The 23,477-nt window shown below is 65.1% G+C and carries 26 protein-coding genes; 16 read left to right on the top strand and 10 right to left on the bottom strand.

Features of this window, described 5'->3' with window-relative positions; genetic code table 11:
• Positions 1 to 149: 149 nt before the first annotated feature.
• From CB0205_RS14905 to CB0205_RS0112790, 3 genes are all read right to left on the bottom strand, one after another.
• Positions 150 to 323 (bottom strand): hypothetical protein, encoded by a 174-nt coding sequence (locus tag CB0205_RS14905; RefSeq protein ID WP_010317862.1) that lies wholly within the window; start codon positions 321 to 323, stop codon positions 150 to 152.
• Between the two features lie 32 nt (positions 324 to 355).
• Positions 356 to 2,908, bottom strand: coding sequence for an ATP-dependent Clp protease ATP-binding subunit (locus CB0205_RS0112795; RefSeq protein ID WP_010317861.1), 2,553 nt, complete (start codon positions 2,906 to 2,908; stop codon positions 356 to 358).
• Between the two features lie 182 nt (positions 2,909 to 3,090).
• A complete protein-coding gene (locus CB0205_RS0112790) occupies positions 3,091 to 3,555 on the bottom strand; it encodes a GNAT family N-acetyltransferase (protein WP_010317860.1) in 465 nt (154 codons plus the stop codon).
• 34 nt (positions 3,556 to 3,589) lie between these two features.
• Here CB0205_RS0112790 and lysA point away from each other — a divergent pair, with 34 nt between their 5' ends.
• From lysA to CB0205_RS0112745, 9 genes are all read left to right on the top strand, one after another.
• A complete protein-coding gene (gene lysA / locus CB0205_RS0112785) occupies positions 3,590 to 4,981 on the top strand; it encodes a diaminopimelate decarboxylase (protein WP_050778496.1) in 1,392 nt (463 codons plus the stop codon).
• A gap of 21 nt (positions 4,982 to 5,002) precedes the next feature.
• A complete protein-coding gene (gene cdaA, locus CB0205_RS0112780; RefSeq protein ID WP_010317858.1) occupies positions 5,003 to 5,839 on the top strand; it encodes a diadenylate cyclase CdaA in 837 nt (278 codons plus the stop codon).
• A complete protein-coding gene (locus CB0205_RS0112775) occupies positions 5,836 to 6,630 on the top strand; it encodes an isoprenyl transferase (protein WP_010317857.1) in 795 nt (264 codons plus the stop codon). Before cdaA ends, CB0205_RS0112775 begins: the two co-directional genes overlap by 4 nt.
• A 79-nt stretch (positions 6,631 to 6,709) precedes the next feature.
• Positions 6,710 to 7,612 (top strand): biotin synthase BioB, encoded by a 903-nt coding sequence (bioB, locus tag CB0205_RS0112770; protein WP_369791664.1) that lies wholly within the window; start codon positions 6,710 to 6,712, stop codon positions 7,610 to 7,612.
• The gene (locus CB0205_RS0112765; protein ID WP_010317855.1) at positions 7,609 to 8,523 is read left to right on the top strand and encodes a rhodanese-related sulfurtransferase; all 915 of its coding nucleotides are present in this window, start codon (positions 7,609 to 7,611) and stop codon (positions 8,521 to 8,523) included. The genes bioB and CB0205_RS0112765 overlap by 4 nt, the downstream gene beginning before the upstream one ends.
• A gap of 5 nt (positions 8,524 to 8,528) precedes the next feature.
• Positions 8,529 to 9,470, top strand: coding sequence for a DUF952 domain-containing protein (locus CB0205_RS0112760; RefSeq protein WP_010317854.1), 942 nt, complete (start codon positions 8,529 to 8,531; stop codon positions 9,468 to 9,470).
• Between the two features lie 2 nt (positions 9,471 to 9,472).
• The gene (locus CB0205_RS0112755; RefSeq protein WP_010317853.1) at positions 9,473 to 9,970 is read left to right on the top strand and encodes a hypothetical protein; all 498 of its coding nucleotides are present in this window, start codon (positions 9,473 to 9,475) and stop codon (positions 9,968 to 9,970) included.
• Positions 9,967 to 10,614: a DUF429 domain-containing protein gene (locus CB0205_RS0112750; RefSeq protein ID WP_010317852.1), complete on the top strand. Its 648-nt coding sequence runs from the start codon at positions 9,967 to 9,969 to the stop codon at positions 10,612 to 10,614. The genes CB0205_RS0112755 and CB0205_RS0112750 overlap by 4 nt, the downstream gene beginning before the upstream one ends.
• Positions 10,615 to 10,623: 9 nt before the next feature.
• Positions 10,624 to 10,995, top strand: coding sequence for a DUF1622 domain-containing protein (locus tag CB0205_RS0112745; RefSeq protein WP_010317851.1), 372 nt, complete (start codon positions 10,624 to 10,626; stop codon positions 10,993 to 10,995).
• Here CB0205_RS0112745 and lipA read toward each other — a convergent pair.
• Both lipA and recR read right to left on the bottom strand, forming a co-directional pair.
• Entirely contained in the window at positions 10,992 to 11,897 is a 906-nt protein-coding gene (gene lipA, locus CB0205_RS0112740) for a lipoyl synthase (protein ID WP_010317850.1), read from the bottom strand. The genes CB0205_RS0112745 and lipA overlap by 4 nt on opposite strands.
• A gap of 4 nt (positions 11,898 to 11,901) precedes the next feature.
• A complete protein-coding gene (gene recR / locus CB0205_RS0112735) occupies positions 11,902 to 12,480 on the bottom strand; it encodes a recombination mediator RecR (RefSeq protein ID WP_071777998.1) in 579 nt (192 codons plus the stop codon).
• 107 nt (positions 12,481 to 12,587) lie between these two features.
• Here recR and psbP point away from each other — a divergent pair, with 107 nt between their 5' ends.
• Both psbP and CB0205_RS0112725 read left to right on the top strand, forming a co-directional pair.
• Complete coding sequence (gene psbP / locus CB0205_RS0112730; RefSeq protein ID WP_010317848.1) at positions 12,588 to 13,151, top strand: photosystem II reaction center PsbP; 564 nt, start codon at positions 12,588 to 12,590, stop codon at positions 13,149 to 13,151.
• A gap of 4 nt (positions 13,152 to 13,155) precedes the next feature.
• Complete coding sequence (locus CB0205_RS0112725; RefSeq protein WP_010317847.1) at positions 13,156 to 14,172, top strand: FAD-dependent oxidoreductase; 1,017 nt, start codon at positions 13,156 to 13,158, stop codon at positions 14,170 to 14,172.
• On the opposite strand, the gene CB0205_RS0112720 is transcribed toward CB0205_RS0112725, so the two are convergent.
• Entirely contained in the window at positions 14,120 to 15,895 is a 1,776-nt protein-coding gene (locus CB0205_RS0112720) for a TolC family protein (RefSeq protein ID WP_010317846.1), read from the bottom strand. The two genes, CB0205_RS0112725 and CB0205_RS0112720, sit on opposite strands and share 53 nt — an antisense overlap.
• Positions 15,896 to 15,965: 70 nt before the next feature.
• On the opposite strand from CB0205_RS0112720, the gene CB0205_RS0112715 reads away from it, so the two are divergent.
• Positions 15,966 to 17,273 (top strand): NHLP bacteriocin system secretion protein, encoded by a 1,308-nt coding sequence (locus tag CB0205_RS0112715; RefSeq protein ID WP_010317845.1) that lies wholly within the window; start codon positions 15,966 to 15,968, stop codon positions 17,271 to 17,273.
• A 17-nt stretch (positions 17,274 to 17,290) separates the two neighbouring features.
• Positions 17,291 to 17,470 carry a hypothetical protein gene (locus CB0205_RS0112710; RefSeq protein WP_010317844.1) on the top strand — a complete coding sequence of 60 codons (180 nt, stop codon included), beginning with the start codon at positions 17,291 to 17,293 and terminating at the stop codon, positions 17,468 to 17,470.
• On the opposite strand, the gene CB0205_RS0112705 is transcribed toward CB0205_RS0112710, so the two are convergent.
• A complete protein-coding gene (locus CB0205_RS0112705) occupies positions 17,467 to 18,513 on the bottom strand; it encodes an FUSC family protein (protein ID WP_010317843.1) in 1,047 nt (348 codons plus the stop codon). The two genes, CB0205_RS0112710 and CB0205_RS0112705, sit on opposite strands and share 4 nt — an antisense overlap.
• Positions 18,507 to 19,460 (bottom strand): aromatic acid exporter family protein, encoded by a 954-nt coding sequence (locus tag CB0205_RS0112700; RefSeq protein WP_010317842.1) that lies wholly within the window; start codon positions 19,458 to 19,460, stop codon positions 18,507 to 18,509. Before CB0205_RS0112700 ends, CB0205_RS0112705 begins: the two co-directional genes overlap by 7 nt.
• 48 nt (positions 19,461 to 19,508) lie before the next feature.
• Here CB0205_RS0112700 and CB0205_RS0112695 point away from each other — a divergent pair, with 48 nt between their 5' ends.
• Together CB0205_RS0112695 and CB0205_RS0112690 are read left to right on the top strand one after the other, a co-directional pair.
• Complete coding sequence (locus CB0205_RS0112695) at positions 19,509 to 19,979, top strand: MgtC/SapB family protein (RefSeq protein WP_010317841.1); 471 nt, start codon at positions 19,509 to 19,511, stop codon at positions 19,977 to 19,979.
• Positions 19,972 to 20,199 (top strand): DUF6737 family protein, encoded by a 228-nt coding sequence (locus CB0205_RS0112690; protein ID WP_010317840.1) that lies wholly within the window; start codon positions 19,972 to 19,974, stop codon positions 20,197 to 20,199. Before CB0205_RS0112695 ends, CB0205_RS0112690 begins: the two co-directional genes overlap by 8 nt.
• Here CB0205_RS0112690 and CB0205_RS0112685 read toward each other — a convergent pair.
• Both CB0205_RS0112685 and CB0205_RS0112680 read right to left on the bottom strand, forming a co-directional pair.
• Positions 20,196 to 21,092 (bottom strand): LCP family protein, encoded by an 897-nt coding sequence (locus CB0205_RS0112685; protein WP_010317839.1) that lies wholly within the window; start codon positions 21,090 to 21,092, stop codon positions 20,196 to 20,198. The two genes, CB0205_RS0112690 and CB0205_RS0112685, sit on opposite strands and share 4 nt — an antisense overlap.
• Before the next feature lie 111 nt (positions 21,093 to 21,203).
• Positions 21,204 to 22,994 carry an ABC transporter ATP-binding protein gene (locus CB0205_RS0112680; protein ID WP_010317838.1) on the bottom strand — a complete coding sequence of 597 codons (1,791 nt, stop codon included), beginning with the start codon at positions 22,992 to 22,994 and terminating at the stop codon, positions 21,204 to 21,206.
• Positions 22,995 to 23,103: 109 nt separating this feature from the next.
• Between CB0205_RS0112680 and CB0205_RS16185 the strand changes: the two genes are divergently transcribed.
• On the top strand, positions 23,104 to 23,304 hold the full coding sequence (locus CB0205_RS16185) for a hypothetical protein (RefSeq protein ID WP_156797985.1): 201 nt from the start codon (positions 23,104 to 23,106) through the stop codon (positions 23,302 to 23,304).
• The last annotated feature ends 173 nt before the right edge of the window (positions 23,305 to 23,477 follow it).

Here is a 23,477-nt window from a genome sequence, read left to right as displayed (position 1 = left end):
TCTGGAATTAATTGGGCTTCCGCTAAAAAAGACCGCCGAGGATCAATCGCAGGCGGCCTTGGTGTTGATTTCACTTTGTGATTGGGCCCTGATTCGGGCAATCAGGAGCGGTGGACGTGCACTTGTTTCCAGTTGCCGCTGAGCTTTTGCTAGATCCGGGTTTCGCAGCAGCGGGCGGTGATTGGATCACCATTGACGAGTTTCTGCGTCAGGCGGGTGTAGCTCACCACCACCGATTCCTCGCTCAGCCAGCGCAGATGCGGGCGGTTCAGTGTCTCTTTGCTTCTCTTTTGTGTTGTCTTTCCAATAAAAAGCCCGGTCATTGACCGGGCTCGCTTGTTGAAAATGCTCTGCTTTAGACGGAAGCGAATTCAGGAATTGAGGGGGTCGCTGAGTCTTTGCGGATGACCACCTGCTTGTCGTCGTCGACATCCACCAGGGCGGTGTCGCCTTCGCCGATTCGGCCAGAGAGGAACTCTTCGGCGAGGGAATCTTCCAGCAGGCGCATGACTGCACGGCGCAGCGGGCGGGCGCCGTAGCTGGGGTTGTAGCCCTCGTCGACCAGGCGCTCCTTGAAGGCCTCGGTGACCGTCAAGGTGATGCCCTTCTCCTGCATCCGAGTGAAGACTTCCTTGAGCATGATCTCGGAAATCTCCTTCACCTCGTCGCGGCTGAGCTGACGGAAGACGATGATCTCGTCCAGTCGGTTCAGGAACTCTGGGCGGAAGTACTGCTTGAGTTCTTCGTTCACCAGAGAGCGAATCCGGTTGTAGTTGGTCTCTTCGGCATCGCCGCCAGAGAACTCGAAACCGAGGCCGCCGCCGCCCTTCTCGATGACCTTCGAACCGATGTTCGAGGTCATGATGATCAGGGTGTTCTTGAAGTCCACCGTGCGGCCCTTGGAATCGGTCAGGCGACCGTCTTCCAGGAGTTGCAGCAGCAGGTTGAACACATCGGGGTGTGCCTTTTCGATCTCGTCGAACAGAACCACGGTGTAGGGACGACGACGAACCGCTTCGGTCAGCTGGCCGCCTTCATTGAAGCCCACATAGCCCGGAGGGGAGCCGATCAGTTTGCTGACCGTGTGGCGCTCCATGAACTCCGACATGTCCAGGCGAATCATCGCCTCTTCACTGCCGAAGAAGTAGGCCGCCAGGGACTTGGTCAGCTCAGTCTTACCCACACCCGTCGGGCCGGAGAAGATGAAGCTGGCGATCGGTCGGTTGGGGTTCTTCAGGCCAACCCGAGCGCGGCGGATGGCGCGGGACACCGCCTTCACGGCTTCGTCCTGACCGATCAGGCGCTGGTGGAGGGTCTCCTCCATGTTCAGCAGCTTGGCGGATTCGCTCTCGGTGAGCTTCTGGACAGGAACGCCAGTCCAGGAGGCCACGATCTGGGCGATGTCCTCTTCGGTCACCATCGGACCGCTCTCGCTCACAGCAGCTGCGGGAGCTTCGGCCACGGCGACTGGGGTATCCGCAGAGCCCTCGCTGGATTCAGCCGCGGGCTTCTCCTCGTTGCGGTTCTGCAGGATCGAGCGGATCTGCTCGCGCAGTTCGACTTCTTTATCGCGCAGTTCGCCGGCCTTGGTGAAGTCCTGCTCGCGCACGGCCTCATCCTTCTGCTTCTCGATCTCGCGCAGTTGCTTATCGACCTCCTTGGCCGCCGAGGGCAGCTTGGAGTTCATTAAGCGCACGCGGCTACCGGCCTCGTCGATCAAGTCGATGGCCTTGTCCGGAAGGAAGCGGTCGGAGATGTAGCGATCACCCAGGGTCGCGGCCGCCACCAAGGCCTCATCGGCAATGGTCAGGCGGTGGTGCGACTCGTAGCGCTCCTTCAGGCCGCGCAGGATCTCAATGGTGTCCTCGACGGAGGGCTCACCCACCTGCACCGGCTGGAAGCGACGTTCCAGGGCGGCATCCCGTTCGATGTGTTTGCGGTACTCATCCAGGGTGGTTGCGCCGATGCACTGGAGCTCACCGCGAGCCAGAGCGGGCTTGAGGATGTTGGCGGCATCGATCGCGCCTTCAGCGGCACCGGCGCCAATCAGGGTGTGGACCTCGTCGATCACCAGGATCACGTTCCCGGCGCCACGGATCTCCTCCATGATTTTTTTGAGGCGCTCCTCGAATTCGCCCCGGTACTTGGTGCCGGCCACCAGCAAGCCGATGTCCAGGGTGAGGACCCGCTTGTCCTCGAGGATGTCGGGCACATCGCCGGAGTTGATGCGCTGGGCCAGGCCTTCGGCAATGGCCGTCTTGCCCACACCGGGTTCGCCGATGAGAACAGGGTTGTTCTTGGTGCGGCGACCCAGGATCTGGATCACGCGCTCAATTTCGTGCTGACGGCCAACGACCGGGTCGAGCTTCCCGTCGGAGGCTTGCTGGGTCAGGTTGCTGCCGAACTCATCGAGTGTTGGCGTCTTGGTGGAACCCTTGCCACCACCGCCGCCACCGCCGGCGACCTCGGCGGTCTCGCCCAGCATGCGGATCACCTGGGTACGCACCTTGGCCAGGTCCACCCCAAGGTTTTCCAGAACCCGTGCGGCAACACCTTCGCCTTCGCGAATCAGGCCCAGCAGCAGATGTTCGGTACCGATGTAGTTGTGGCCGAGCTGACGCGCTTCCTCAAGGGAGAGTTCCAGAACGCGCTTGGCCCTCGGCGTGAAGGGGATCTCGACGACGGCCACAAAGCCGGATCCGCGGCCGATGATCTTCTCGACCTCGACCCGAGCGTCCTTGAGGTTGACGCCCATCGACTTCAGGACCTTGGCGGCAACGCCGGTGCCTTCGCCGATCAGGCCCAGGAGGATCTGCTCGGTGCCCACGAAGTTGTGACCCAGGCGGCGGGCCTCTTCTTGGGCCAGCATGATCACCTTGATGGCCTTCTCGGTAAACCGCTCGAACATGGGGCGGGGCCTGGCTGCATGTTCCCCAAATTTATCAGGGTTGCTTGGGGGTGTGTGAGATCAATTTCAGAAGCGCTAAAACCCAATGCCAAAAAGGGATTGCCCCGCGCTATCGTCACAGCGAAGCGGTTAAAAGTTTCCGGTTCTCGCTATCAGGAATGGGCGGCAATCCGTACCGCCTCTCAGTGGTGTAATTCAAGCCATTGGATCAGGGCATCGCTTCCGTTGCGGTAGTAGCCGCGACGGATTCCAGCGGTGCTGAAGCCCAGGTCTGCGTAGAGCGCCCCTGCGGCGGTGTTGTCCGAGGCCACCTCCAGGGTCGCCCGCAGCGCTCCCGCCTCCCGGGCCTGCACCAGGAACGCCTGAATCACACGCCGTCCCAGGCCCTGCCGCCTGTGGCCTGGATCCACTGCCAGGGTTGTGATCTGCAGTTCATCCAGGACCAGCAGTCCGCAGGCGAAGGCCAGCAGCTGCTCCCCTTGCCAGAGCCCCAGCCCTGGCCTCTGTTCGTCGGCCAGTTCAGTGCTCCACTGGCTTTCGCTCCAGAGCCCGCCCAGGGCGGCTTGGTCCAGGGCAAGGCAAGCGCTGAGGTGCTCGGGCCTGATGGCCTCAAGGCGAATCGGGGGATCGGCGGTGTGCGTCGGCACAGGGGCCTGGAGGCGGCATCTTTAGGATCACCCCATGACGACTTCGATGGCGACAGCCGATCTCCAAGTGAGCAACCGGCCCTTTGAGAGCAACCGCGATACCGCTAGTCCCAACCGTAATCTCACCCCCGTAACGACGGCCGTTGGCCCGAAGGGTGGATTGGAGGTGGGGGGCTGCGGCCTGAGTGATCTGGCTCGCCGCTACGGCACTCCCTTGTATGTGCTGGATGAGGCCACCCTTCGCGGCAATGCCCAGGCCTACCGCAAGGCGCTGGCGTCCCATTACCCCGGTTCGGCCCTGGCGCTTTACGCCTCGAAGGCCAACAGCAGCCTGGCCATCACCGCTGTGGTTGCCTCCGAGGGGCTCGGCCTCGATGCGGTCTCGGCGGGCGAGTTGCTGACGGCGGTTCAGGGGGGGATGCCTCCTGAGCGCATTGTCTTTCACGGCAACAACAAGAGCCTTGAAGAGCTGCAGTTGGCTGCCGACTTGGGCGTCACCGTGGTGGCGGACAACTGGTCGGATCTCGAGCTCTTGGCGTCCCTGGGCTTGAGCCAGCCGGTGCGCCTGATGCTGCGCTTTACCCCTGGGATCGAGTGCCACACCCACGAGTACATCCGCACCGGGCACCTCGACAGCAAATTCGGGTTTGATCCCGACCAGCTCGAGCCTGTACTGAGGCACCTTCAGGGCTGCAGCTGGGCGTTGGTCAGCGGCCTCCACGCCCATATCGGCTCTCAGATTTTTGAACTGCAGCCCCACCGCGATTTGGCAGCGGTGATGGCCGACGCCCTGAAGTTGGCGCGCGAACTTGGCCATCCCGTCTCGGACTTGAACGTCGGCGGTGGTCTTGGAATCCGTTATGTCGAATCCGATGATCCGCCGTCCATCGACGAATGGGTCCGCACCGTGGCCGAGGCCGTGGCTGGTGCCTGCCAGGACCGGGGACTGGATCTGCCGCGGCTTCTCTGCGAGCCCGGTCGTTCCCTGGTGGCTACGGCTGGGGTGACCCTCTACAGCGTTGGCAGCCGCAAGGAGATCCCTGGGATCCGAACCTATCTCTCCGTTGATGGCGGGATGAGCGATAACCCTCGTCCGATCACCTATCAATCGCTCTACACCGCTGTTTTGGCTGACCGCCCTGAGGCGGAAGCCAGCGACACCGTCACCCTGGCGGGTAAGCACTGCGAATCCGGAGACGTGCTGCTGAAGGACTTGGCCCTTCCTCCGGCCCAGGCAGGTGATGTTTTGGCAGTCTTTGCCACCGGCGCTTACAACGCCTCGATGGCTTCGAACTACAACCGCATCCCTCGCCCTGCAGCGGTAATGGTGCATGACGGCATGGCGGAGCTGGTGCAACGCCGGGAGTTGCCAGAGGAACTGCTGCGCTACGACGTTCTGCCGGAACGCCTTCGGCCGGTAGTCTGATCCTCAGCGAATAGAGCAAGGGTGCTCGGGTTGATCGGGGGAATCCAGCTGGGCTTCGTGCTGGATCTCCTGTTGGCCACCGCCCTTGGCATGGTCATTCTGGCTCGGGTAAACGAGCCGCGGACCCTCTGGTTACTGCGGGGCTACCTCACCTTGGTGGCTCTGGCCTGGGTGGTTCAGCGCTACGCCAACCTGCCGCTCACCAGCAAGCTGGTGGATGCCCTGGTCATGGCCTGCAGTTTGGCCCTGGCGATCCTCTGGCAAGGGGAACTGCGCCGCCTGATGGAGCTGCTGGGGACTGGCCGGCTGGATGTGCTCTTTGGCAGCCAACGGGCCGACAAGCTCGCCTCGAGTTCCGTTGGTGTTCTCAGTGAGGCTGCGGGTCGCCTCTCCCAGATCCGTCGTGGTGGATTGATCGTCCTGGATCTGGGCAGTGATCTGCGCCCAGAGGACTTCCTGAACCCCGGCATCGCTCTGGATGCTCAGCTCTCAGTCGATCTGCTCCTGAATCTCTTTGCGATCGACACCCCGCTCCATGACGGGGCGGTGCTGGTCAAAGGCAATCGGATCCTCTCGGCGGGGGTGATCCTGCCCCTCTCTCGCCAGGGAGTGAATCGCTATGGCACCCGCCATCTGGCGGCCCTAGGGATCACCGAGCGCTTCGATCGCTGCCTCTGCATCGTGGTGTCCGAGGAGACCGGCACGTTGTCGTTGGCGAAGCAGGGGCGCCTGGAGCGTCCGATTACCAGCTCGCGCCTTCAGGAATTGCTCAGCGAAGCGCTTGCGCAGGCCCCGAAATCCTCTGGGAAAGCTGCGGGTCGTAGCGTGTCCGTAGATTCGTCCGAGCCTCTCGCATGAGTCGTTCCCTGACGACTGCCTTAACTGTCGAAGGGAACAGGCCCTCGCGCTGCGCCCTCCCTCCCGGGCTGGAAACGGCCAGGCTGCCGGCCCATGTCGCGGTGATCATGGACGGCAATGGCCGTTGGGCCGGGCAGCGGAAACTTCCCCGGGTGATGGGGCACCGGGAAGGCGTGGAAGCCTTAAAGCGCACCCTGCGCCTCTGCAGTGATTGGGGCATTGGCTCGCTGACGGCCTACGCCTTCTCCACCGAGAACTGGAACCGCCCTTGCGAAGAGGTCAGCTTCTTGATGACCCTGTTTGAACGGGTCTTGGCTAATGAGCTCAAAGCGCTTGAACAGGAGCAGGTGCGCATTCGTTTTCTCGGCGACCTGGAGCAACTCCCGGAGGGTCTGCAGCAACTGATCCAGGACGCCACGCAGCGGACGGCCTCCAACACCGGTATTCGTTTCAATGTCTGCACTAACTACGGCGGTCGTCGCGAGTTGGTCAGGGCGGCGCGGCTGCTCGCGCAAGAGGTGGCCAGCGGTGAACGGGATCCTGAGTCGATTGATGAGCAGGCGTTTGCCTCCAAGCTCCTCACCGCTGGTGAGTCGGATCCAGACCTGTTGATCCGCACCAGCGGCGAGCAACGCATCAGCAATTTCCTGCTCTGGCAACTGGCCTACGCCGAGCTGCACATCACGGATGTTCTCTGGCCCGATTTCGATGAAACGGCCCTGGTGAGCGCCTTGATGGATTTCCAGAACCGCCAACGTCGCTTTGGTGGCGTGGCCTCCGTCTCCTCCTAATCGCGTGACCTCCTCTTCCGTTTCGGTGCGCCATGACTGGAGCACCTCTGAGATTCAGGCGCTCCTGGAGTTGCCCTTGATGGACCTGCTCTGGCAGGCCCAGGCGGTTCACCGCGAGGCCAACCCGGGGTATCGCGTCCAGCTGGCCTCCCTGTTGAGCGTCAAAACCGGCGGCTGCGAAGAGGACTGCGCCTACTGCCCGCAGTCGATGCACAACAGCAGCGATGTCACGGGGCAACCGGAGCTGGAGGTGGAGCCGGTCCTGGCCCGGGCTCGGGCGGCCAAGGAGGCCGGTGCCCATCGCTTCTGCATGGGTTGGGCCTGGAGAGATATCCGAGACGGGGCGCCCTTTGAGGCGATGTTGTCGATGGTGCGCGGCGTCCGGGAGCTGGGCATGGAGGCCTGCGTCACCGCCGGAATGCTGACGGACAGCCAGGCCGCCCGCCTGGCGGAGGCCGGCCTGACCTCCTACAACCACAACCTCGACACCAGCCCAGAGCACTACGACCGGATCATCACCACCCGCACCTACGAGGAGCGCCTGGAGACCTTGGCCCGGGTGCGCAAGGCGGGCATCTCGATGTGCTGCGGCGGCATCATCGGCATGGGCGAGAGCCTGACGGACCGTGCCTCGCTGCTGCAGGTGCTGGCCTCGATGAACCCCCATCCCGAGAGCGTGCCCATCAACGCCCTGGTGGCGGTGGAGGGGACCCCGCTGGAGGAGCAGCCCGCCGTGGATCCCCTCGATCTTGTGCGGATGGTGGCGGTGGCACGGATCCTGATGCCCCATAGCCGCGTGCGCCTCAGTGCTGGTCGCGAAACCATGAGCCGCGAGGGGCAGGTCCTCTGCCTGCTGGCGGGGGCCGATTCGGTCTTCTATGGCGAGACCCTGCTCACCACGGGGAATCCCGATGTGGAGGCCGACCAACAGTTGTTGGCCCTGGCCGGAGTGAACCCCTGGCAGGAGCAGGTGCCGGCGTGAGCGCCTTGGTGATGGCCTTCTATGTCTTCACCGCCATGAAGGACCTACCTGGGTTGCAGCAGGAGCTCAAGGCTCTGGCGCAGCAGGAGGGGGTCCTCGGCACGATCCTGCTGGCTGAAGAAGGGGTCAACGGCACCATCAGTGGTCCAGACACAGGCGTTCAGGCCGTGCTGGAGCGGCTGCGACAGTTGCCCGGACTCGGGGGCCTGGAGGCCAAGTTCAGCCGCGCCGAGCAGCAGACCTTTCATCGCCTGAAGGTCCGTCTCAAGCGCGAGATCGTCACCATGGGCTGCCCCACGGTGAAGCCAGCCGAGCAGGTGGGGACCTATGTCCCGCCAGCTCAGTGGGATGCGCTGATTGCCGATCCAGAGACCTTGGTGGTGGACACCCGCAACCGCTACGAAGTGGAGGTGGGCAGCTTCACCGGCGCGATTGACCCCGGCACTGACAGCTTTCGCGAGTTCCCCGCCTGGGTGGAGGAGACCCTGCGGCCCCTTGTGCAGGAGAAGCAACCCAAGGCGATCGCCATGTTCTGCACTGGCGGGATTCGCTGCGAGAAGAGCACCGCCTATTTGCTGCAGCAGGGCTTTGAGAATGTGCATCACCTGCAGGGCGGGATCCTGCGTTACCTCGAGGAGATCCCCGAGGAGGACAGCAGCTGGCAAGGGGAGTGCTACGTCTTTGACCAGCGGGTGAGCGTGAACCACCAGCTCGAGCCCGGCAGCTACAGCCTCTGCCATGCCTGCGGCCTACCCGTCTCCCCTGAGCAGCGCCTGCAGCCGAGCTACCGCGAAGGCATCAGCTGTCCCCACTGCATTGAGCGCTTTACGGACAGCGATCGCCAGCGCTTTGCCGAACGCCAGCGTCAGATGCAGCTGGCCCGGGAGCGCGGACAGCGGCATCTCGGCTAGGGCGCATGGGTCCGGTTCTCTACAGCTTTCGCCGCTGCCCCTACGCGATGCGCGCTCGCCTGGCCCTGGCCGCGGCGGGCCTGGAGGTTGAGCTGCGGGAGGTGGCCCTGAAGGCCAAGGCTCCGGAGCTGCTGGAGGCTTCGCCAAAGGGAACCGTGCCGGTCTTGGTGCAACCGGGTGGTCCGGTGCTCGAGGAGAGCCTCGAGATCATGCGCTGGGCTCTGGAGCAGTGCGATCCCCTGGGTTGGTTGGAGGGGGACGGGGCTGAGACCGCGGCCTTGCTGGCTCAGAACGATGGTCCCTTTAAGCGGCACTTAGATCGCTTCAAGTACCCCGATCGCTACGCCGATGTCGACCGCCTGGAGCACCGCTCGGCGTCCCTGGCGATCCTGCGCGAGTGGGAGCAGCGCCTTCAGCCTGGGGGGTGGCTGCTGGGCGCGCGGGCGAGGCTCGCGGACTGGGCCCTGCTGCCGTTTGTGCGTCAATTCCGCTTGGCAGATCCAGAGGGCTTTGACGGGGAGCCAGGGCTGGATGGTCTGCGGGAGTGGCTGGCGCGTTTTGAGAACGCCCCGCTGTTTCAGCAGGTGATGGAGTCCCCCTGGGCGGAGCGCCGCTGCTGGAGATCACCGCGTTGGCTCTATCACCTGGCCTTGGCTGCGGACTGGCAGCAGGCCCGCCAGCAGGGTGAGTACCGGATCTCAACCCGGGGGCAGAGCCTCGATCAGGTGGGGTTCATCCACGCCAGCTATGCCCATCAGCTGGAGGCCACCCACCAGCGCTTCTACGCCGATCTCGAGGACCTCCGGCTGTTGGTGATCGATCCGACGCGCCTGGCGGCCCATGGCCTCGAGGTTCGCCCCGAAGCAGCCCCCGGCAGCGAGGAGCTCTTCCCTCATGTCTACGGCGCCTTGCCTTTGGATGCGGTCTGTCTGGTGGAGCGTTGGTAGCGATGGCTGGGTCGTTGTCTTTGGCGGAGATCGAGCAACGGGCCGCGGCGCGGGGGCTGCTGCTGCGGCTGCAGGTCAAGCAGGTCTTGGCGGTCAGGACCCTGAGGGTGGTGGTGGCCAGGCCGCGGCAGGGGCAGGCGCCTGTGCTGCTCGGTGAGCTCAAGGGCTGGGCGCTGCCGCTGCCCCATGGTCTGCAACTCGACACGATGCGCGTTCAGGGGGCGGACACCCAGGGAGTGGGTGCCCTGATCTGGGCGGCCACCTTTGCCTGGGCCCTGGAGGCCACCCCCTGCCGCCGTGCCCGTCTGCTGGCGATCCGCGACAACGATCAGCAGCACCGCCGGCTGGTGCGTTATTTCCGCCAGCTGGGGTTTGAGCCGATCCGTGAGGTGGGGGCCGCGGCCTTGGATCTGCCCCTGCGCTTGGTCTGGGGTGGGGCGGGACTGCTGATGTCTGGGGATATCGCCCAGGGGCTGGAGCGGGTGAGCCGCCGGCTGTGATCGTTGCCGGCATTGATGTGGGCGGTGCCCGTAAGGGCTTCCATGCCGTCCTGCTTGAAGAGCAAACCGTCATTGACCAGCTCAACACTCCTGATCCGGAGGCGTTGGCGCGCTGGTGTCTGAGGGCCGAGCGGATCGCGATTGACGCTCCCTGCGGCTGGGCCCTGCCTGGCGAACGCTCGCGCCTGTGCGAACGCCAGCTCTTGGCCAAGGGGGTGCATTGCTTTGCGACTCCGACGCGGGAGGCGGCGCTGGCGAGCCGCAGCAACTTCTATGGCTGGATGCTGCGCGGCGAGGCCCTCTACCAAGCTCTGCAGCGGTTCGGGGTGCCGATCGCCCGTGATGAACAAGCGCTGGCCAGGCGCTGCTGTTTTGAGAGTTTTCCCCACGGCATCACCGTCGCCCTCTCGCCAGAGATTGAGGTCAAGGCAGCGCTGAAGCTGGAGCAACGTTCAGCGCTGCTGGAGCGCTTCGGTCTTGCGCTCGATGGCTTGAGCGGCATCGATTGGATTGATGCGGCGGTCTGTGCCCTAGCCGCCCAGCGCATCGCTCAGTCGCCGGCGGCAGCGATCTACGGCAAACCCGAGGGTGGGTTGCTGGTGCTTCCCGGTCGCACGCGCCACACTGCCGTCAGCACCTGGTGACCTGAGGCGATGGATCTGCATGGGATGGAGCTGCTGCTGAGTCATTCGGCCCAAGCGCTTCGCCAGTTGTTGGAGTTCCTCTCGCTGATTTCCGTCGCGATTGGCCTGGTGGCCGTTCTCAGTGGGGCGCGCAAGTTGCGGCTGCGGGAAATTCCGCCCCATCTGATCCAACGCGGGCCGGTGACGATGGCCCGGGTGACCTTTGGCTCCTGGGTCGCCCTGGCGCTGGAGTTTCAGCTCGGGGCTGATGTGGTCTTGACCACGATCAGCCGCGAGCCCAATGCCCTGATTCAGCTGGGTGCGGTGGCGTTGATCCGAACCTTCTTGAACTATTTCTTGGCCCTGGAATTGCGCCAGGAGGATCGCCATCAAGCCAGCTAGCCCTGGTCTCCGGCGTGATAGCTGCTGCGCACTAAGGGGCCGGAGCGCACGTCGCTGAAGCCCAGCCCCTTGGCGATGCTCCCGAGTTCCTCGAACTCCTCGGGCGTCCAGTAGCGATCCACCGGGAGATGGGCCAGGGAGGGCCTGAGGTATTGGCCGATGGTCAGCCGCTGGCAGTCCACCGCGCGGAGATCGCGCATTGCCTCGACCACCTCCTCGAAGCCTTCACCCAGACCGAGCATCAGCCCGCTCTTGGTAGGGATCTCTGGCGCTAGCTCGCGGGCGGCTGCCAGAAGGCCGAGGGAGCGGCTGTAGGTGGCCCCACGCCTGACCTCCCCCTGGAGACGCTCCACTGTCTCGAGGTTGTGGTTGAAGCAGACGGGCGCTGCCGAGAGGACCGTCTGCAGCCGTTGGCGTTGGGCCGTGATCGCCTCGGCTTCCTCGCGGTGGCTCCCCCAGAAGTCGGGGGTGAGTACCTCGATGGCGATCAGTGGATTGCGGGCCCGGATGGCGGCCATGGCCCGGGTGAACAGCGCCGCGCCGTGGTCGCTCTGGTCATCCCTGGCGACGGAGGTCAGGACCACATAGCGCAGTCCCAGGGTCTCGACGGCCTCAGCCACGCGCTCGGCTTCCTGGTCATCGAGGGGCTCCGGCGCCTGTCCCTTGTCCACCTGGCAGAAGGCGCAGCTGCGGGTGCAGATCGATCCCCCCAGCAAGAACGTCGCGGTTCCGGAGGCGTAGCACTCCCCCCGATTGGGGCAGCGGCCCTCCTCGCAGATGGTGTGGAGCCGTTGCTGCTTGACCACGGCCTGGACCGACTCCAGGGCGCTGGCCGCACCAATGGGAGTACGGATCCAGTCGGGCAGGCGCTCCTTGGGTGGGATCTGGCTGTAGCGGCTCATGCGCTCACTCCATCCGCCGCCGCCCCTCGAGGGCCCGCGCCAGGGTGACCTCATCGGCGTACTCCAGTTCGCTGCCCACCGGCAGCCCGTAGGCGATGCGGCTGACCTGGGTGAACGGTTTGAGCAGGCGGGCCAGATAGAGGCTGGTGGTGTCCCCCTCGACGCTTGGGGTGAGGGCCAGGATCACTTCGCTGATGCCGTCCCGGTCCACCCGCTCCACCAGCGGCTGGATGTGCAGCAGCTCTGGGCCGATGCCATCCATGGGCGAGATCAGCCCGCCGAGCACGTGATAGCTCCCCTTGAACTCGCGGGTGCGCTCGAGGGCCAGCAGGTCACGGGAATCCGCGACCACGCAGAGCACTCCGGTGCTGCGTTCTTCGTTGCGGCAGATCTCGCAGAGTGGGTCAGCCGAGAGGTGAAAGCAGCGCTGGCACTGACCCACCTGGCTGCGGGCGGCCAGCAGCGCATCGGCGAACGCCTGGATTTGCTCGCTGGGTTGGTTCAACAGGTGCAGCGCCAGGCGCTGGGCCGTGCGGGGCCCGATGCCGGGAAGCCGCTCGAACTGATCAATCAGCCGTGCCAGGGGTCTGGTGAAGCCGCTCAGATCCCTTGAGGCAACTGGCGAGAATCTAGGAGGAACCGCAAGACCTGCGGCGGCGCGTGAGAATGGCTGCGCTGAAGCGCTGATCAATGGCCGTGCTGACCCGCTGGATCTCCCGAGGACTGCGTTCGTTCCTGGCCCTTGGCTTGGTGCTGGTGCTGGTGAGCTGCAGTGCGGTCGCGGCCGGTCTCAACTCCTTCCAAAGCTCGGATGGGCGCTACGCCTTCCTCTATCCGACGGGCTGGACCCGCGTGCAGGTCACCGAGGGCCCCCAGGTGGTCTTCCACGACCTGATCAATGCCGATGAAACCCTGAGCCTGGTGGTCTCCGATGTGAATGAGACCAACAGCCTCGAGAACCTCGGTAGCGCCGTGGCGGTGGGCGAGAAGCTGCGCCGCGTCGTGATCGCCCCGGACGGCAGCGGCCGCGAGGCGGAACTGGTGGAGGCCTCTGAGCGTGAGGACGGCGGGCGCACCTTCTACGACTTGGAGTACGCCGTTCACCTTCCCGACCGTGATCGCCATGAGCTGGCGACAGTCGTCGTGGACCGCGGCCGGCTCTACACCTTTGCCGCCAGCACCAACGAGATGCGCTGGCCGAAGGTCAAGGGCCTGTTCCATCAGGTGATCACCTCCTTCACCCTGCGGATCTGATCGGGTGTTGATCGTTGGCGGGGGCCTGGCGGGTGGACTGCTGGCCCTCGCCCTGCGGGAGCGCGGCGTTGATGTTTGTTTGATCGCCGGCCAGCAGCCCTCGGCCACCGAGTGGAGCTATGGGGTGATACCGGGTTGGCCGCTGGGCACCTCAGCGCTTGCGATCCGCTCTGCCAAGGCCGCTGGCCTCTGGCGCGATCTGCAACGCCGCTATGGCGATCTCGGCTGGTCCAGCGCGCGCATCCATCTCCACGGCGGCAAGCCCTGGGCGCGTCTCTTGCCCTTGCCGGGATCCCAGGTGGATACAGAGCGTTTCCATGCGTACCTTCCTGAGCTGCTGAAGCAGGCCGGCGTCCTTTACGTCTCCGCTGAGGCGCTGAGCCTTGAGCGTCAGCAAGGGGAGTGGTTGGTGCGTTGCAGCGATGGTTCGGCCCACTCCAGTCCCCAGGCGGTCTTGGCAGCCGGTGCGGGCTGCCGCAGCCTTTGGCCTGCCTGGCCTGAGGCGCTGTGCAGCAGTTGGGCAGGAGTGCTGGAGTTACCCCACGCTCCGCCCCATGGCCTGCGGCTGCCGGCCCAGTTCCAGCGCCCGGCGATGGAGCGATCGAGCTCGGAACTCGAGGCCCCTCGGACCGTCGTGGATGCCGGGCTCGTTCCCCGCGGTGATGGGGCGCTCTTGGGCCAGATCAGCAGCTTTGCTCCCGGCCTGTCCCTACAGGACCCCCCGCCTGCGCTGGAGCTGGAGCTGGAGCTCAGGCGGACCATCGCTGCCTCTGGGTTACCCAAGGGCCTCGCTGAGGCACCTGGCCGCTGGCATCAGGTCCCCGTGGCCTTCAGCCGCACCGGGATTCCCTTGGCTGGCCCCCTGCCGGACGCCCCGGGACTGTTTGGCTTCAGCGGCTTCAGCGGTGGCTTCGCCCAGGTGCCGGTGCTCGCGCCGCTGCTGGCGGAGGTGCTCGCGGAAGGCAGCGCTACGGCGCAGGGGCAGTTGGAGCAGCTGCAGGTGTGGCAGCACTCCAGGTGAGCTCCGGGGTGAGCGGTGCGGAAGGATCGCGCGGCACCGGCAGCAGCTCGCGCAGCAGTTGGGCGTAGGTGATGTTGACCCCCACGGTGGCGTTGAGCCGTTGCACGAGCGAACTGATCAGGCGCTCCTGGGTGATTGAGAGATCCACCTCGCTGGAGAGTCCCGTTTGGTAGCGCAGCCGTACGTCGCGGAAGGCTTCGAGGGCCGCGGCGACCCCGCGCCGAGCTGAGGCCAATTTGGCCAGGCTTGCCTCATGGTTGAAGAAGGCCGCCTCCAGCCGCAACCGAATGGCATTGCGCCGGGCCGCATAGTCCTGTCCGGCGGCTTCGACGCGGCGCTGCAGGGCCCGGGTCTCGCCGCTGGTGGTGCCGGCATCAAACAGCAGCCAGCGGACGCTGAGGCCCAGGGACCAGTCGTAGCCACTGGTGTTCAGGGTGGGGATCACGGTGGAGCCGCAGCAGCCCCCATTGCTGGTGGTGATATTGAACTGATTGACGTTCTGGCCGTAGCTGCCGCCGCCGGCAAACAGGGCCAGTCGCGGCAGCAGTTGGGCGGCGGTCGCATCTTTTTGGCGTGCCAGGGCGGTGCGCGTCGCCAGGATTGCCTCGAGTTCGGGGTTGCCGCGGTAGGCCGCCAGCAGGCTCTGCTCAAGGTCCAGGGGCCAGTGGGGCATCACGGCGATTGGATCGCTGGCACTGGGGGTGACCGTGGCGGGAAGGTTCAGGACCAGGGCCAAGCGGCGCCGGGTGATGGCGCGATCGGCCAGGGCCTGGATCAGGGCCTCTTGGTCACTGGCCTCAATGGCGCGGCGGCGCAGGACATCGACCCGGGGCACCAGACCCGCCAATTTCAGATCGAGGGAGTCCTGCAGGATCAGCAGGTCATCGCGCACTGCCGCGTCCTGGATGCGGACGTTCTGATCGGCCTGCTGCAACTGGTAGTAGGCCTCGCTGATGTTCAGCTGCAGTTGCCTGAGCTGGTTGCCATAGAGCTGCCGCTCCCGCTCCAGCACGGCTCGTGCGGCCTGCACCCGGGGCGTGCGGGCAAAGTCCAGGAGGGCGTAGTCCAGTTGCAGCCCGGCGGCGCCGACGTTGCTGGATTGGTTGAGGTAAGCCCCCCCTTCTGTGGGGACATAGAAGGCTCCCCCCGGCTCAAACAGGGGCCCCAGGTTCAGGTTGCCGTTGCCGACGGAGGCGGTGTTGTTCGAACTGATTTGGCCGGTGCTGCCGCCGGCGACCGCACTGATCCGCGGCCAGTAGGTGCCAAGGGCCGCCTGCAGTTCATCGAGGGAGGCCGCGACCCGCTCCCGTTGGGCGAGGAGCTCCGGGTTGTTTTTGAAGCCCAGGGCAAGGGCCTCGAGCAGGCTCAGGCCCTCAACGACTCCTTTTTGGAGCTGTTGGGGCGTCGGAAGGCTCAGGGGTGCGGGGGGAGCGGCTTGCCCCGGCTGCAGCTGTTGGCTGGGTGCCCGATTGGGCTGCAGCAGGCTGCTTGGAATGGGTGCCGTGACGGCTTCCCGTGGCGGAATCCCCTGGGGGTCGGGAGGGATCAGGGCATCAAGGACCCGCAGCTGCTGATCCAGGGCCCGCCAGCTGCGCTCGAGCTTCTCCACCTCGGGGGAGCTGGCTTGGATGTTGGGTTGCCCGAGTGCCAGCGGGCTGCACAGGCTCGCCAACGCCAGGCCGCCGGCCAGGCTCAAGATTCGGCTTGCCGCAGCGAGGCGCAACGTCCGGGGGAAGTTGTGATGCAGTCTGCCGAATCTGGCCAGAATCGCCTTAGCCCAGCATCCTGTCGCTATGTGGCAGCAACGGCGGCAACAGCTCCAGCAGGGTTGGGTTGGTCTGAGCGACCACAACCAAGTCGGCGTCTGCCTGGCGGGGGTCGGCGGGGTCCTGGCGCTCTGGGCGTTGTTCTGGCCGGTGCCGACCGAGGTGAGCGGTCAGGGCGTGTTCCTCTATCCCGATAACGCTGGGGTGCTCAATGCCCGCTCCGGAGGGCAGGTCCTCGACGTCAAGGTCAAGGTTGGCGAACCGGTGCGCAAGGGACAGGTCTTGATGACCCTCTACCTGCCGGTTCTGGAGAAACAACTGGCGCAGCAGCGGGGCAACCTGGCGCAGTTGGAGCGGATCAACGCCGATCTGGACCAGCGCGATCTGCGGCGGCTCGAGACCGAAAAGCGCGCCGTGGAGGTCGCCCTGGCGAAGTTGACGGACGACAGCGCCCGCTACGCCTCACTTCAGTCCACCTACAGCACGAAGCTCAGCAACCTCGACTGGCTGGCTCGCCGGGAAGTGGTGGCACCGCTCTCCCGCGAGGTGGTTGCCGTTCAGCAGGGCTTCACCAACACCAGCGTGGACCTCGATGCGGTGAAGATCCAGCGCAAGAAGGTTCTGACCGACTACGAGCAGGTGAAGCTCACGATCGAGACCGAGGCGCTGAATCGCCGCTACCAGATCGACGACCTCAAGCGGCAGATTCGCGTCACCGAAGCGCAGATCGCCTACGACGGGGAGGTGTTGGCGGGCCGGGACGGCAGCCTGCTCGACATCCAGGTGATCTCCGGGCAAACCGTCTCCACCGGGCAGCGCCTGGGCACCATTGGCCGCCCCCAGAAACCCGGTGCCAAGGCTCCGCCCCTGCGGGCCGTGGCCTATTTCTCTCCTGCTGATGCCCGCCGCCTTCCCTTGGGATTGCGGATGGAATTGGTGCCGCAGTGGAAACAACGGGGGCGCTTTGGCGGGATCGTGGGCCAGGTCAGCCAGGTGCTGACCCTGCCGGCTACCGAGGACGACGTCTCCACCACCACCGGTAACCCCCAGTTGGCAAAGGCCCTGACCAAGGAGGGGCCGGTGATGCGCGCCGAGATTGAACTGGGCCGCGATCGCTGGAGCAATGACGGCTACCGCTGGACCCTCTCGGGCGGTAGCGGTGTCTTTCCGGTGCGCGATGGCCTGACCCTCAACGCCTACGGCTATGTGGAATGGCGCTCACCCTTGAGTTATGTGCTCCCTGGGCTGCGCTCCCTCACCGGTGGCTATCGCACCCTCAGAATTGACGCCCTATGGAACCGTCCTTTCCTCAGGCAGCCCGGAACCTTGGAGTAAAGCTCAAGGCCTGGCGCTTGCCTCACCTCCGCAATGCCTTGCTGCGCAAGGAGTTGCCCTGGTTGGTGGCCGAGGTGGTCTTGTTGTTGATCTTGTTCAACGCCAACGCCCCTGAGCTCTGGTTCTGGCTCGTGGTCTTGCTCGTGGTCCTGGGCTATCGCGTGGAGCGTTGGTGGGCCTCGAGGCCTGAGACCTAGCGGGGCAGCACGCTCGACCAGGTCCGCTCGGCATCCTGCATGGCCTGCTCGGCCTGCCTGCAGAGCAGCAGCCGAGCGGCGATGCGCTCCAAGCGCTCAAGAGGGATGCGGTTGAGGTTGGGGTCCGCGAGTTCGCGGTTGAGATCCAGCCAGGCCTGGGGTAAGGCCAGCGCAGAGCTGGGTGGCTGCGGCAGGGTTCGCCGCCGGCCGCTGAACCGCTGTTCCCATTGTTCGAGCCGTTGGCCCAGGACCTGCAGCAAGGCCGCCTCGCCCTCATGCAGCCGCTCGATCAGGGCGCTGTCGTTGAGGGTCGGGGCCCGGCGCACCATGCCGCCAACCATCATGACCAGACGGGAGCAGGCGTCATCCAGGCCCTGCACCAGCTGAACGCTGGGATGGCGGTTTGCCCCTTCTCCCAGTTCCACGCTGAGGGCTGGGCGCAGGGCCCGCAGGCTGATCAGGCGAGCGCGCAGGCGCTTGTAGTCCTCAATGCCTGGCCCTTGCGCTTCGCTGTTCAGCAGGCGCTGGGCCAGCGCCTGGTAGGTCCGCCTCAGGTCGCCGAATAGCTCGCCGTACTGCCGCAGGACCGTATCGAGGCTGCGGGTCGGCCAGAACAATCGCAGGCTCAGGAGCCCCACCAGTACGCCAAAGACCGTCCAGAAAAAGCGCAGGGGAATCCAGGTGCCAAGGTTGGAGGAGTGGGAGAGCCAGCCCATCACCACAATCAGGCCGCCGACCTTGTAGCCGACCAAGAGCTTCAGCCACCCCCCCAGGAGCCGTAGGGCCGCCAGGGTGATGGCGATGGCGATGGGCATCGGCACATCGCGCAGACCCCAGTAACCCACCAGCAGCAGAACTGAGCCCAGCACGGTGCCGAGTAGCCGCTGACGGCCCAATTCGATCGCCCCGCCGTAACTGCCCGTCCCAACGGACACCACCGCCAGAGGGGAGTAGAAGCCATAGGCCAAGCCGGTCATGGCTGCAAAGCCATTGCTCAGGCCGGCGGCCACCGCCAACCGCAGTTCGGCGCGGCTGATCAGCATGGCCGCCGGGCCAAGCTGCCCAGGCTGGCGTGCAGGGGCCTGGTCTCTTCTTCGAGGGCCAGCAACTGCAGCAACGGCAGCCGTTGGCTCTGGGCGAGCTGTTGCCAGCGCTGCGGCTCACGCCGCGGTGTGGTCTGTGCGCCCCCTTGGAGTTGTCGATGCAGGCCGGTGATGCTCTGCTGCAGGGGTGTCGCCTGGGCGATGTCGAGTGGGGGTAGGCCTTCGATCAGGCGCTCCCAGGCAATCCAGTGGAACTGGACGAGCTGCCAGAGCCGCAGGCGTTGCTGCCAGCGGCTGGAGCGCAGCCGCTTCTGGCGGGGACCCCGGCGTTCCCGCTCCACCAGATCCGTCATCCGCATCAGGTTTCCGGTCAGGGGCGCTGTGTTCAGTGGCGCCGGTCGCTCGTTTTGTCCATCCAGCCAGGCCTGGTAGCGCTCGAGCTGCCCCTGGAGATCAGCCAGCAGGCGCTGGTCGAGGCTTTGCAACTCCCGGTAGCTATTGCGCGGCCAGAACAGCAGTCCCACCCCCAAGGCCACTAGACAGCCGACCACGGTGTCGAGCCCGCGGTTGAAGACGTAGTCCCAATCGAGGGCCTCGTAGCGGGGAATCATCAAGAACATCACGCTCAAGGTGGCGGCGGTGCTCAGGCCCGACTGCCAGCCGAACAGGCGCAGGACCGGAATCATCAAGAGGATCGAGACCAGCACCCCCATCCAGCCGCTGAGGATCGTGTGGACCACAAAGGTCACCAGGCCACCGATCACCGTGCCCATCACCCGAGCGGTTGCGGCCTTGACGGTGTGGTCATCGTTGTCATCAACAACAATCACCACCGCCATCAGCGGATACCAAACAAACTCAATGCGCTCAAACCACAGGGCGATCGCCGCCGTGAGGAACACCGCCGTGAACATCTTCAGGGTGTTGCGCACCAGCAGGGCGTCCACGGGCCACGGCGTTCTGGGTCTGCGGGGAGCTTATGGAGGTCTGAGCTGATGGGCTCAATCTTGTTGGCGAACGCCTGGTCCTCGACCCTGGACGTCGACCTGACGGTGCTGTTGCGTCTGGGGTTATCGGTCTTGTGTGGTCTGGCGGTGGGCTACAACCGCGCCCAGCACTTCGCTCAGCCCCAGACGAATCGGCTGCGGGTGCACGTGCTGGTCGGTCTCAGTGCTTGCCTATTGGTTCTGGCGGCGGGGGACCAACCCGATGCGCGCAGCCGGGCGATTCAAGGGATCGCCACGGGAGTGGGTTTCCTGGGGGCCGGCGAGATCCTGGTGGATCGCGGCGGGGAGTCGTTTGCAGGGCAGCAACCGCGGGTGCACGGCCTCACCAGTGCCGCATCGATCTGGTTCACGGCCGCCCTCGGGGTGACGGTGGCGGCATCAACGCCGGTGCTGGCGATCACTGCTTTGCTCCTGGCCCTCGTGGTGCTCTCTCAACACGCCAAGAGGCCCCATGTCTGAGACCAAGCCCGCGTTCTGGAGCCTGAAGCCCTGGTGGTGCCAGCCCTGGTCGATCCTGTTGACCGGTGTCCTGGTGATCGCCGGCAGCTGGCTGCTGTTGCACCGCTGGTGGATCAGCGCACCGGTGGCGGTGGCTGTGTTGGCCTGGTGGGGCCTGTTTCTTCTGCTGGTTCCCGCGGCTTACCTGGATGAGGCAGGCGAGCCCGAGAAGAGGCCCTAGAAGAGAAACTTGAAGCGCTCGGAGCTGCCGGCGGCTGCGGCCCCAGCGGCGGTGGCTTCGGGCCATTCGGCCTTCCAATAGCTGATGCCCTCATGCATGAAGGGGCGGCCGCCGAGGCGCTCGGCATTCAGCTCCGTGCTGCCCATGGCACTGATCAGGCCTCCAATCTCCATCGGCCCGAGGTCCGTGCGCAGGTCCTTGCCGGCGACAGCGAGCAGAGCGGGGAGCCGCACCAGGCTCTCTGGGCGGGTGATCTGTTTGAACAGGGCCTTGAGCACCAGGCGCTGGCGATCCAGGCGGCCGATGTCCCCCATCTCGTCGTGGCGGAACCGCAGGAAGCCCTCGAGGTCTCGGCCCTTGAGGACCTGGCGGCCGGGCTGCAGATCGATGTGCAGGCCTTGGGTGTTGTCGTGGTACCACATGCGCTTGGGCACGTTGACCTCAAGGCCGCCCAGGGCATCCCCCAGGCGCCGGATCACCGCTAGGTTCACCAGGATGTGGTGACGCACCGGACGTCCCAGGTGCTTGGAGAGCTCCGCCTTGACCGCATCGGGTCCGCCATAGGCGTAGAGCGCGTTGGCCTTCACCGGGCCAAAGCTGCTGGAGTTGATGTAGGTGTCCCGGGGTACCTGCAGCAGCTTGGTGACGCCGTTTTGCACACGCATCGTGTACATCACGTCGGTATTGCCGCCGCCGACGTCGGTTCCCAGGATCACCACATCGGCGTCACTGAGGCTGTTCCAGCTGCTGAAGGGATTGACCAGCTGGTGGCGCTCGCTCACCTGGGGACTGCTGAGGTAGTCCGCGACGGGAGAGGCAAGCAGGAGTCCACCACCCAACCCAAAGCAAATGGCCGTCAGCATCGCTGCGCGCTCATCGCGGCGGCGGGGCATTGGGCTGGCGGGGGTTGTTTTCAGGGTGGGACTCTTCATTCTCACAATTTATTTCTTTTTCTGCCGCCCATCTTGTGGTAACCCCTGCATTGGTGCCACTTCTTTGGCTGGTTAAAGGGCTAGGGCCTCGTCCTGCCGTAGCCCCGCCTGGACCCGCCAGAGATTGACGTAGGCCCCACCCGCGGCGATCAGTTCCTCGTGGCTGCCGCTCTCGACGATCCGTCCCTGGTCCATGACCACGATCCGATCGGCATGGCGCACGGTGGACAGGCGGTGCGCAATCACCAGGGTGGTGCGCTCGGCGGTGATTCGATCGAGGGAACGCTGAATTGCCGCCTCGGTTTCGTTGTCCACCGCCGCCGTTGCTTCATCGAGGATCAAGACGGGTGGATTTTTGAGGATGGCCCGGGCCAGGGCGATCCTTTGGCGCTGTCCGCCAGAGAGTCGCTGGCCGCGCTCGCCCACCACCGTGTCGTAGCCCTGCGGCAGCTCCTCAATGAAGCGGGAGGCCTCAGCTAGTTGTGCGGCTTGCTCGATCTCGCCCCGCGTGGCCTCGAAGCTGCCATAGGCAATGTTCTCGGCCACGGTCCCGTGAAACAGGAATACCTCCTGACTCACCAGGCCGATCGCCTTGCGTAGATCCCCCAGTTCCAGCTCTTCGATCGGTTGGCCATCAAGGCGGATCGTTCCGCCCTGCAGCCCATAGAGACGCAGCAGCAATTTGACGATGGTGCTTTTGCCTGAGCCCGTGGCCCCGACGATTCCCAGGGTGCTGCCGGCGGGGATCTCCAGGTCAAAGTTGCGCAGCAGCAGCTCCCTGCCGCTGTAGCCAAAGCTCACCTGCTCAAAACGGATCTGCCCGCGCACGCTCTGGCTGGGCAGGGGCTGATGGCCGCTGGGGATCGCGATCGGTGTGTCCACCAGGTCCAGCACCCGCTGGGTGGAGGCCATGGCGCGCTGGTAGTCATCGAGGGTGCGGCCGAGGCTGGTCAAGGGCCAGAGCAGGCGCTGGGTGATGAAGACCAAGAAGGAATAGGTGCCGACATCGATCACCCCGCGCCAGGCCTGGAGGCCGCCAATGACCAGGATTGCCAGGAAGGCAAACAGGATCGCGAAGCGAATCAGGGGGATGAAGGCCGCCGACAGTCGAATCGCCCGGCTGTTGCTGCTCTGGTAGGCACGGCTCTGGCTGCAGAGACGATCGGTCTCCCACTGCTCAGCGGCGTAGCTCTTGATGGTGAGCATGCCTCCGAGGTTGTTGGCCAGTCGGCTGGCCAGGTCTCCTGCCCGCTCGCGCACCTCGCGGTAGCGCGGTTGCAGGCGCTTCTGGAAATGCAGGGAGCCCCAGAGAATCAAGGGGATGGGCAGGAAGGAGACCCCAGCCACCGCAGGTGAGAGCCAGACCATGGCGCCCCCCACCGCCAACACGGTCGTGATCAGTTGCAGAACCTCGTTCGCGCCGTGGTCAAGAAAGCGCTCGAGCTGGTTGATGTCGTCGTTCAGGATCGCCAGCAGGCGGCCGCTGGAGCTGGATTCAAAAAAGCCCATCTCCAATCGTTGGAGATGGTCGTAGGCCTCCAGCCTGAGCTCGTGCTGCACCGTCTGGGCCAGGTTGCGCCAGAGCAGGGCGTAGAGGTACTCGAACAGCGACTCCGCGCTCCAGATCACAAAGGACAGTCCGGCCAGGACGCCCAGTTGCCCTGGGATAGTCGTCACCCCCCAGCTGGCCAGCCATGAGGTGTCCTGCTGCACCACCACATTGACCGCCAGGGCGATCAGCACTGGAGGAGCCAAGTCGAACAGCTTGTTCAGGACTGAGCAGAGTGCTGCGAGCCGGACCAAGCGGCGATGGGGCCTTAGGGCACGCAGGAGGCGGCGCAGTGGGGGTTGGGCTGGGGTCATGGCGCCATTCAAAGGCGCCGGGCTGAATTCAATATGAAGCTGCTCACTGGGAACTGATTTCTGGGTTTCACCAGCGTTAGAACCGTGGTGTCTCCAACAGGAGGTGTCTATGACCCGTTCGAGATCGTTCCATCGCTTCCATCGCTGGACAGCCAAGCTGAGAAGGCGTTCCCTGCGCAGCGCCTTACCTGAGCCCAGGGAAGGCGAACTGCAGCCGATCCATCCCGTCTCCGAAGTCCGTTGCCGCGAGTGGCAACGGGATCAGCTGCTGGATCTGATCGAGAACGAGGACGTCGAAGTCGCCGTCTGACCAGCAAAAAATCCCTGGACGTGAGCCCATTGCGGGCTCCATCCAGGGATTTTTCTTTGGGCTTGGGAAGGAGTGGCGCCCTGGCATGCAGGGCGCGCCTCAATCACCAGCGGTTGTCGCCGCCGCCGCCGTAGCCGCCGCCGCCACCACCGCCGTAGCCACCGCCGCCACCG

Source organism: Synechococcus sp. CB0205, assembly GCF_000179255.1.
Classification (GTDB): Bacteria; Cyanobacteriota; Cyanobacteriia; order PCC-6307; family Cyanobiaceae; genus Vulcanococcus.
This window is presented reverse-complemented; position numbering and strand designations above follow the sequence as displayed.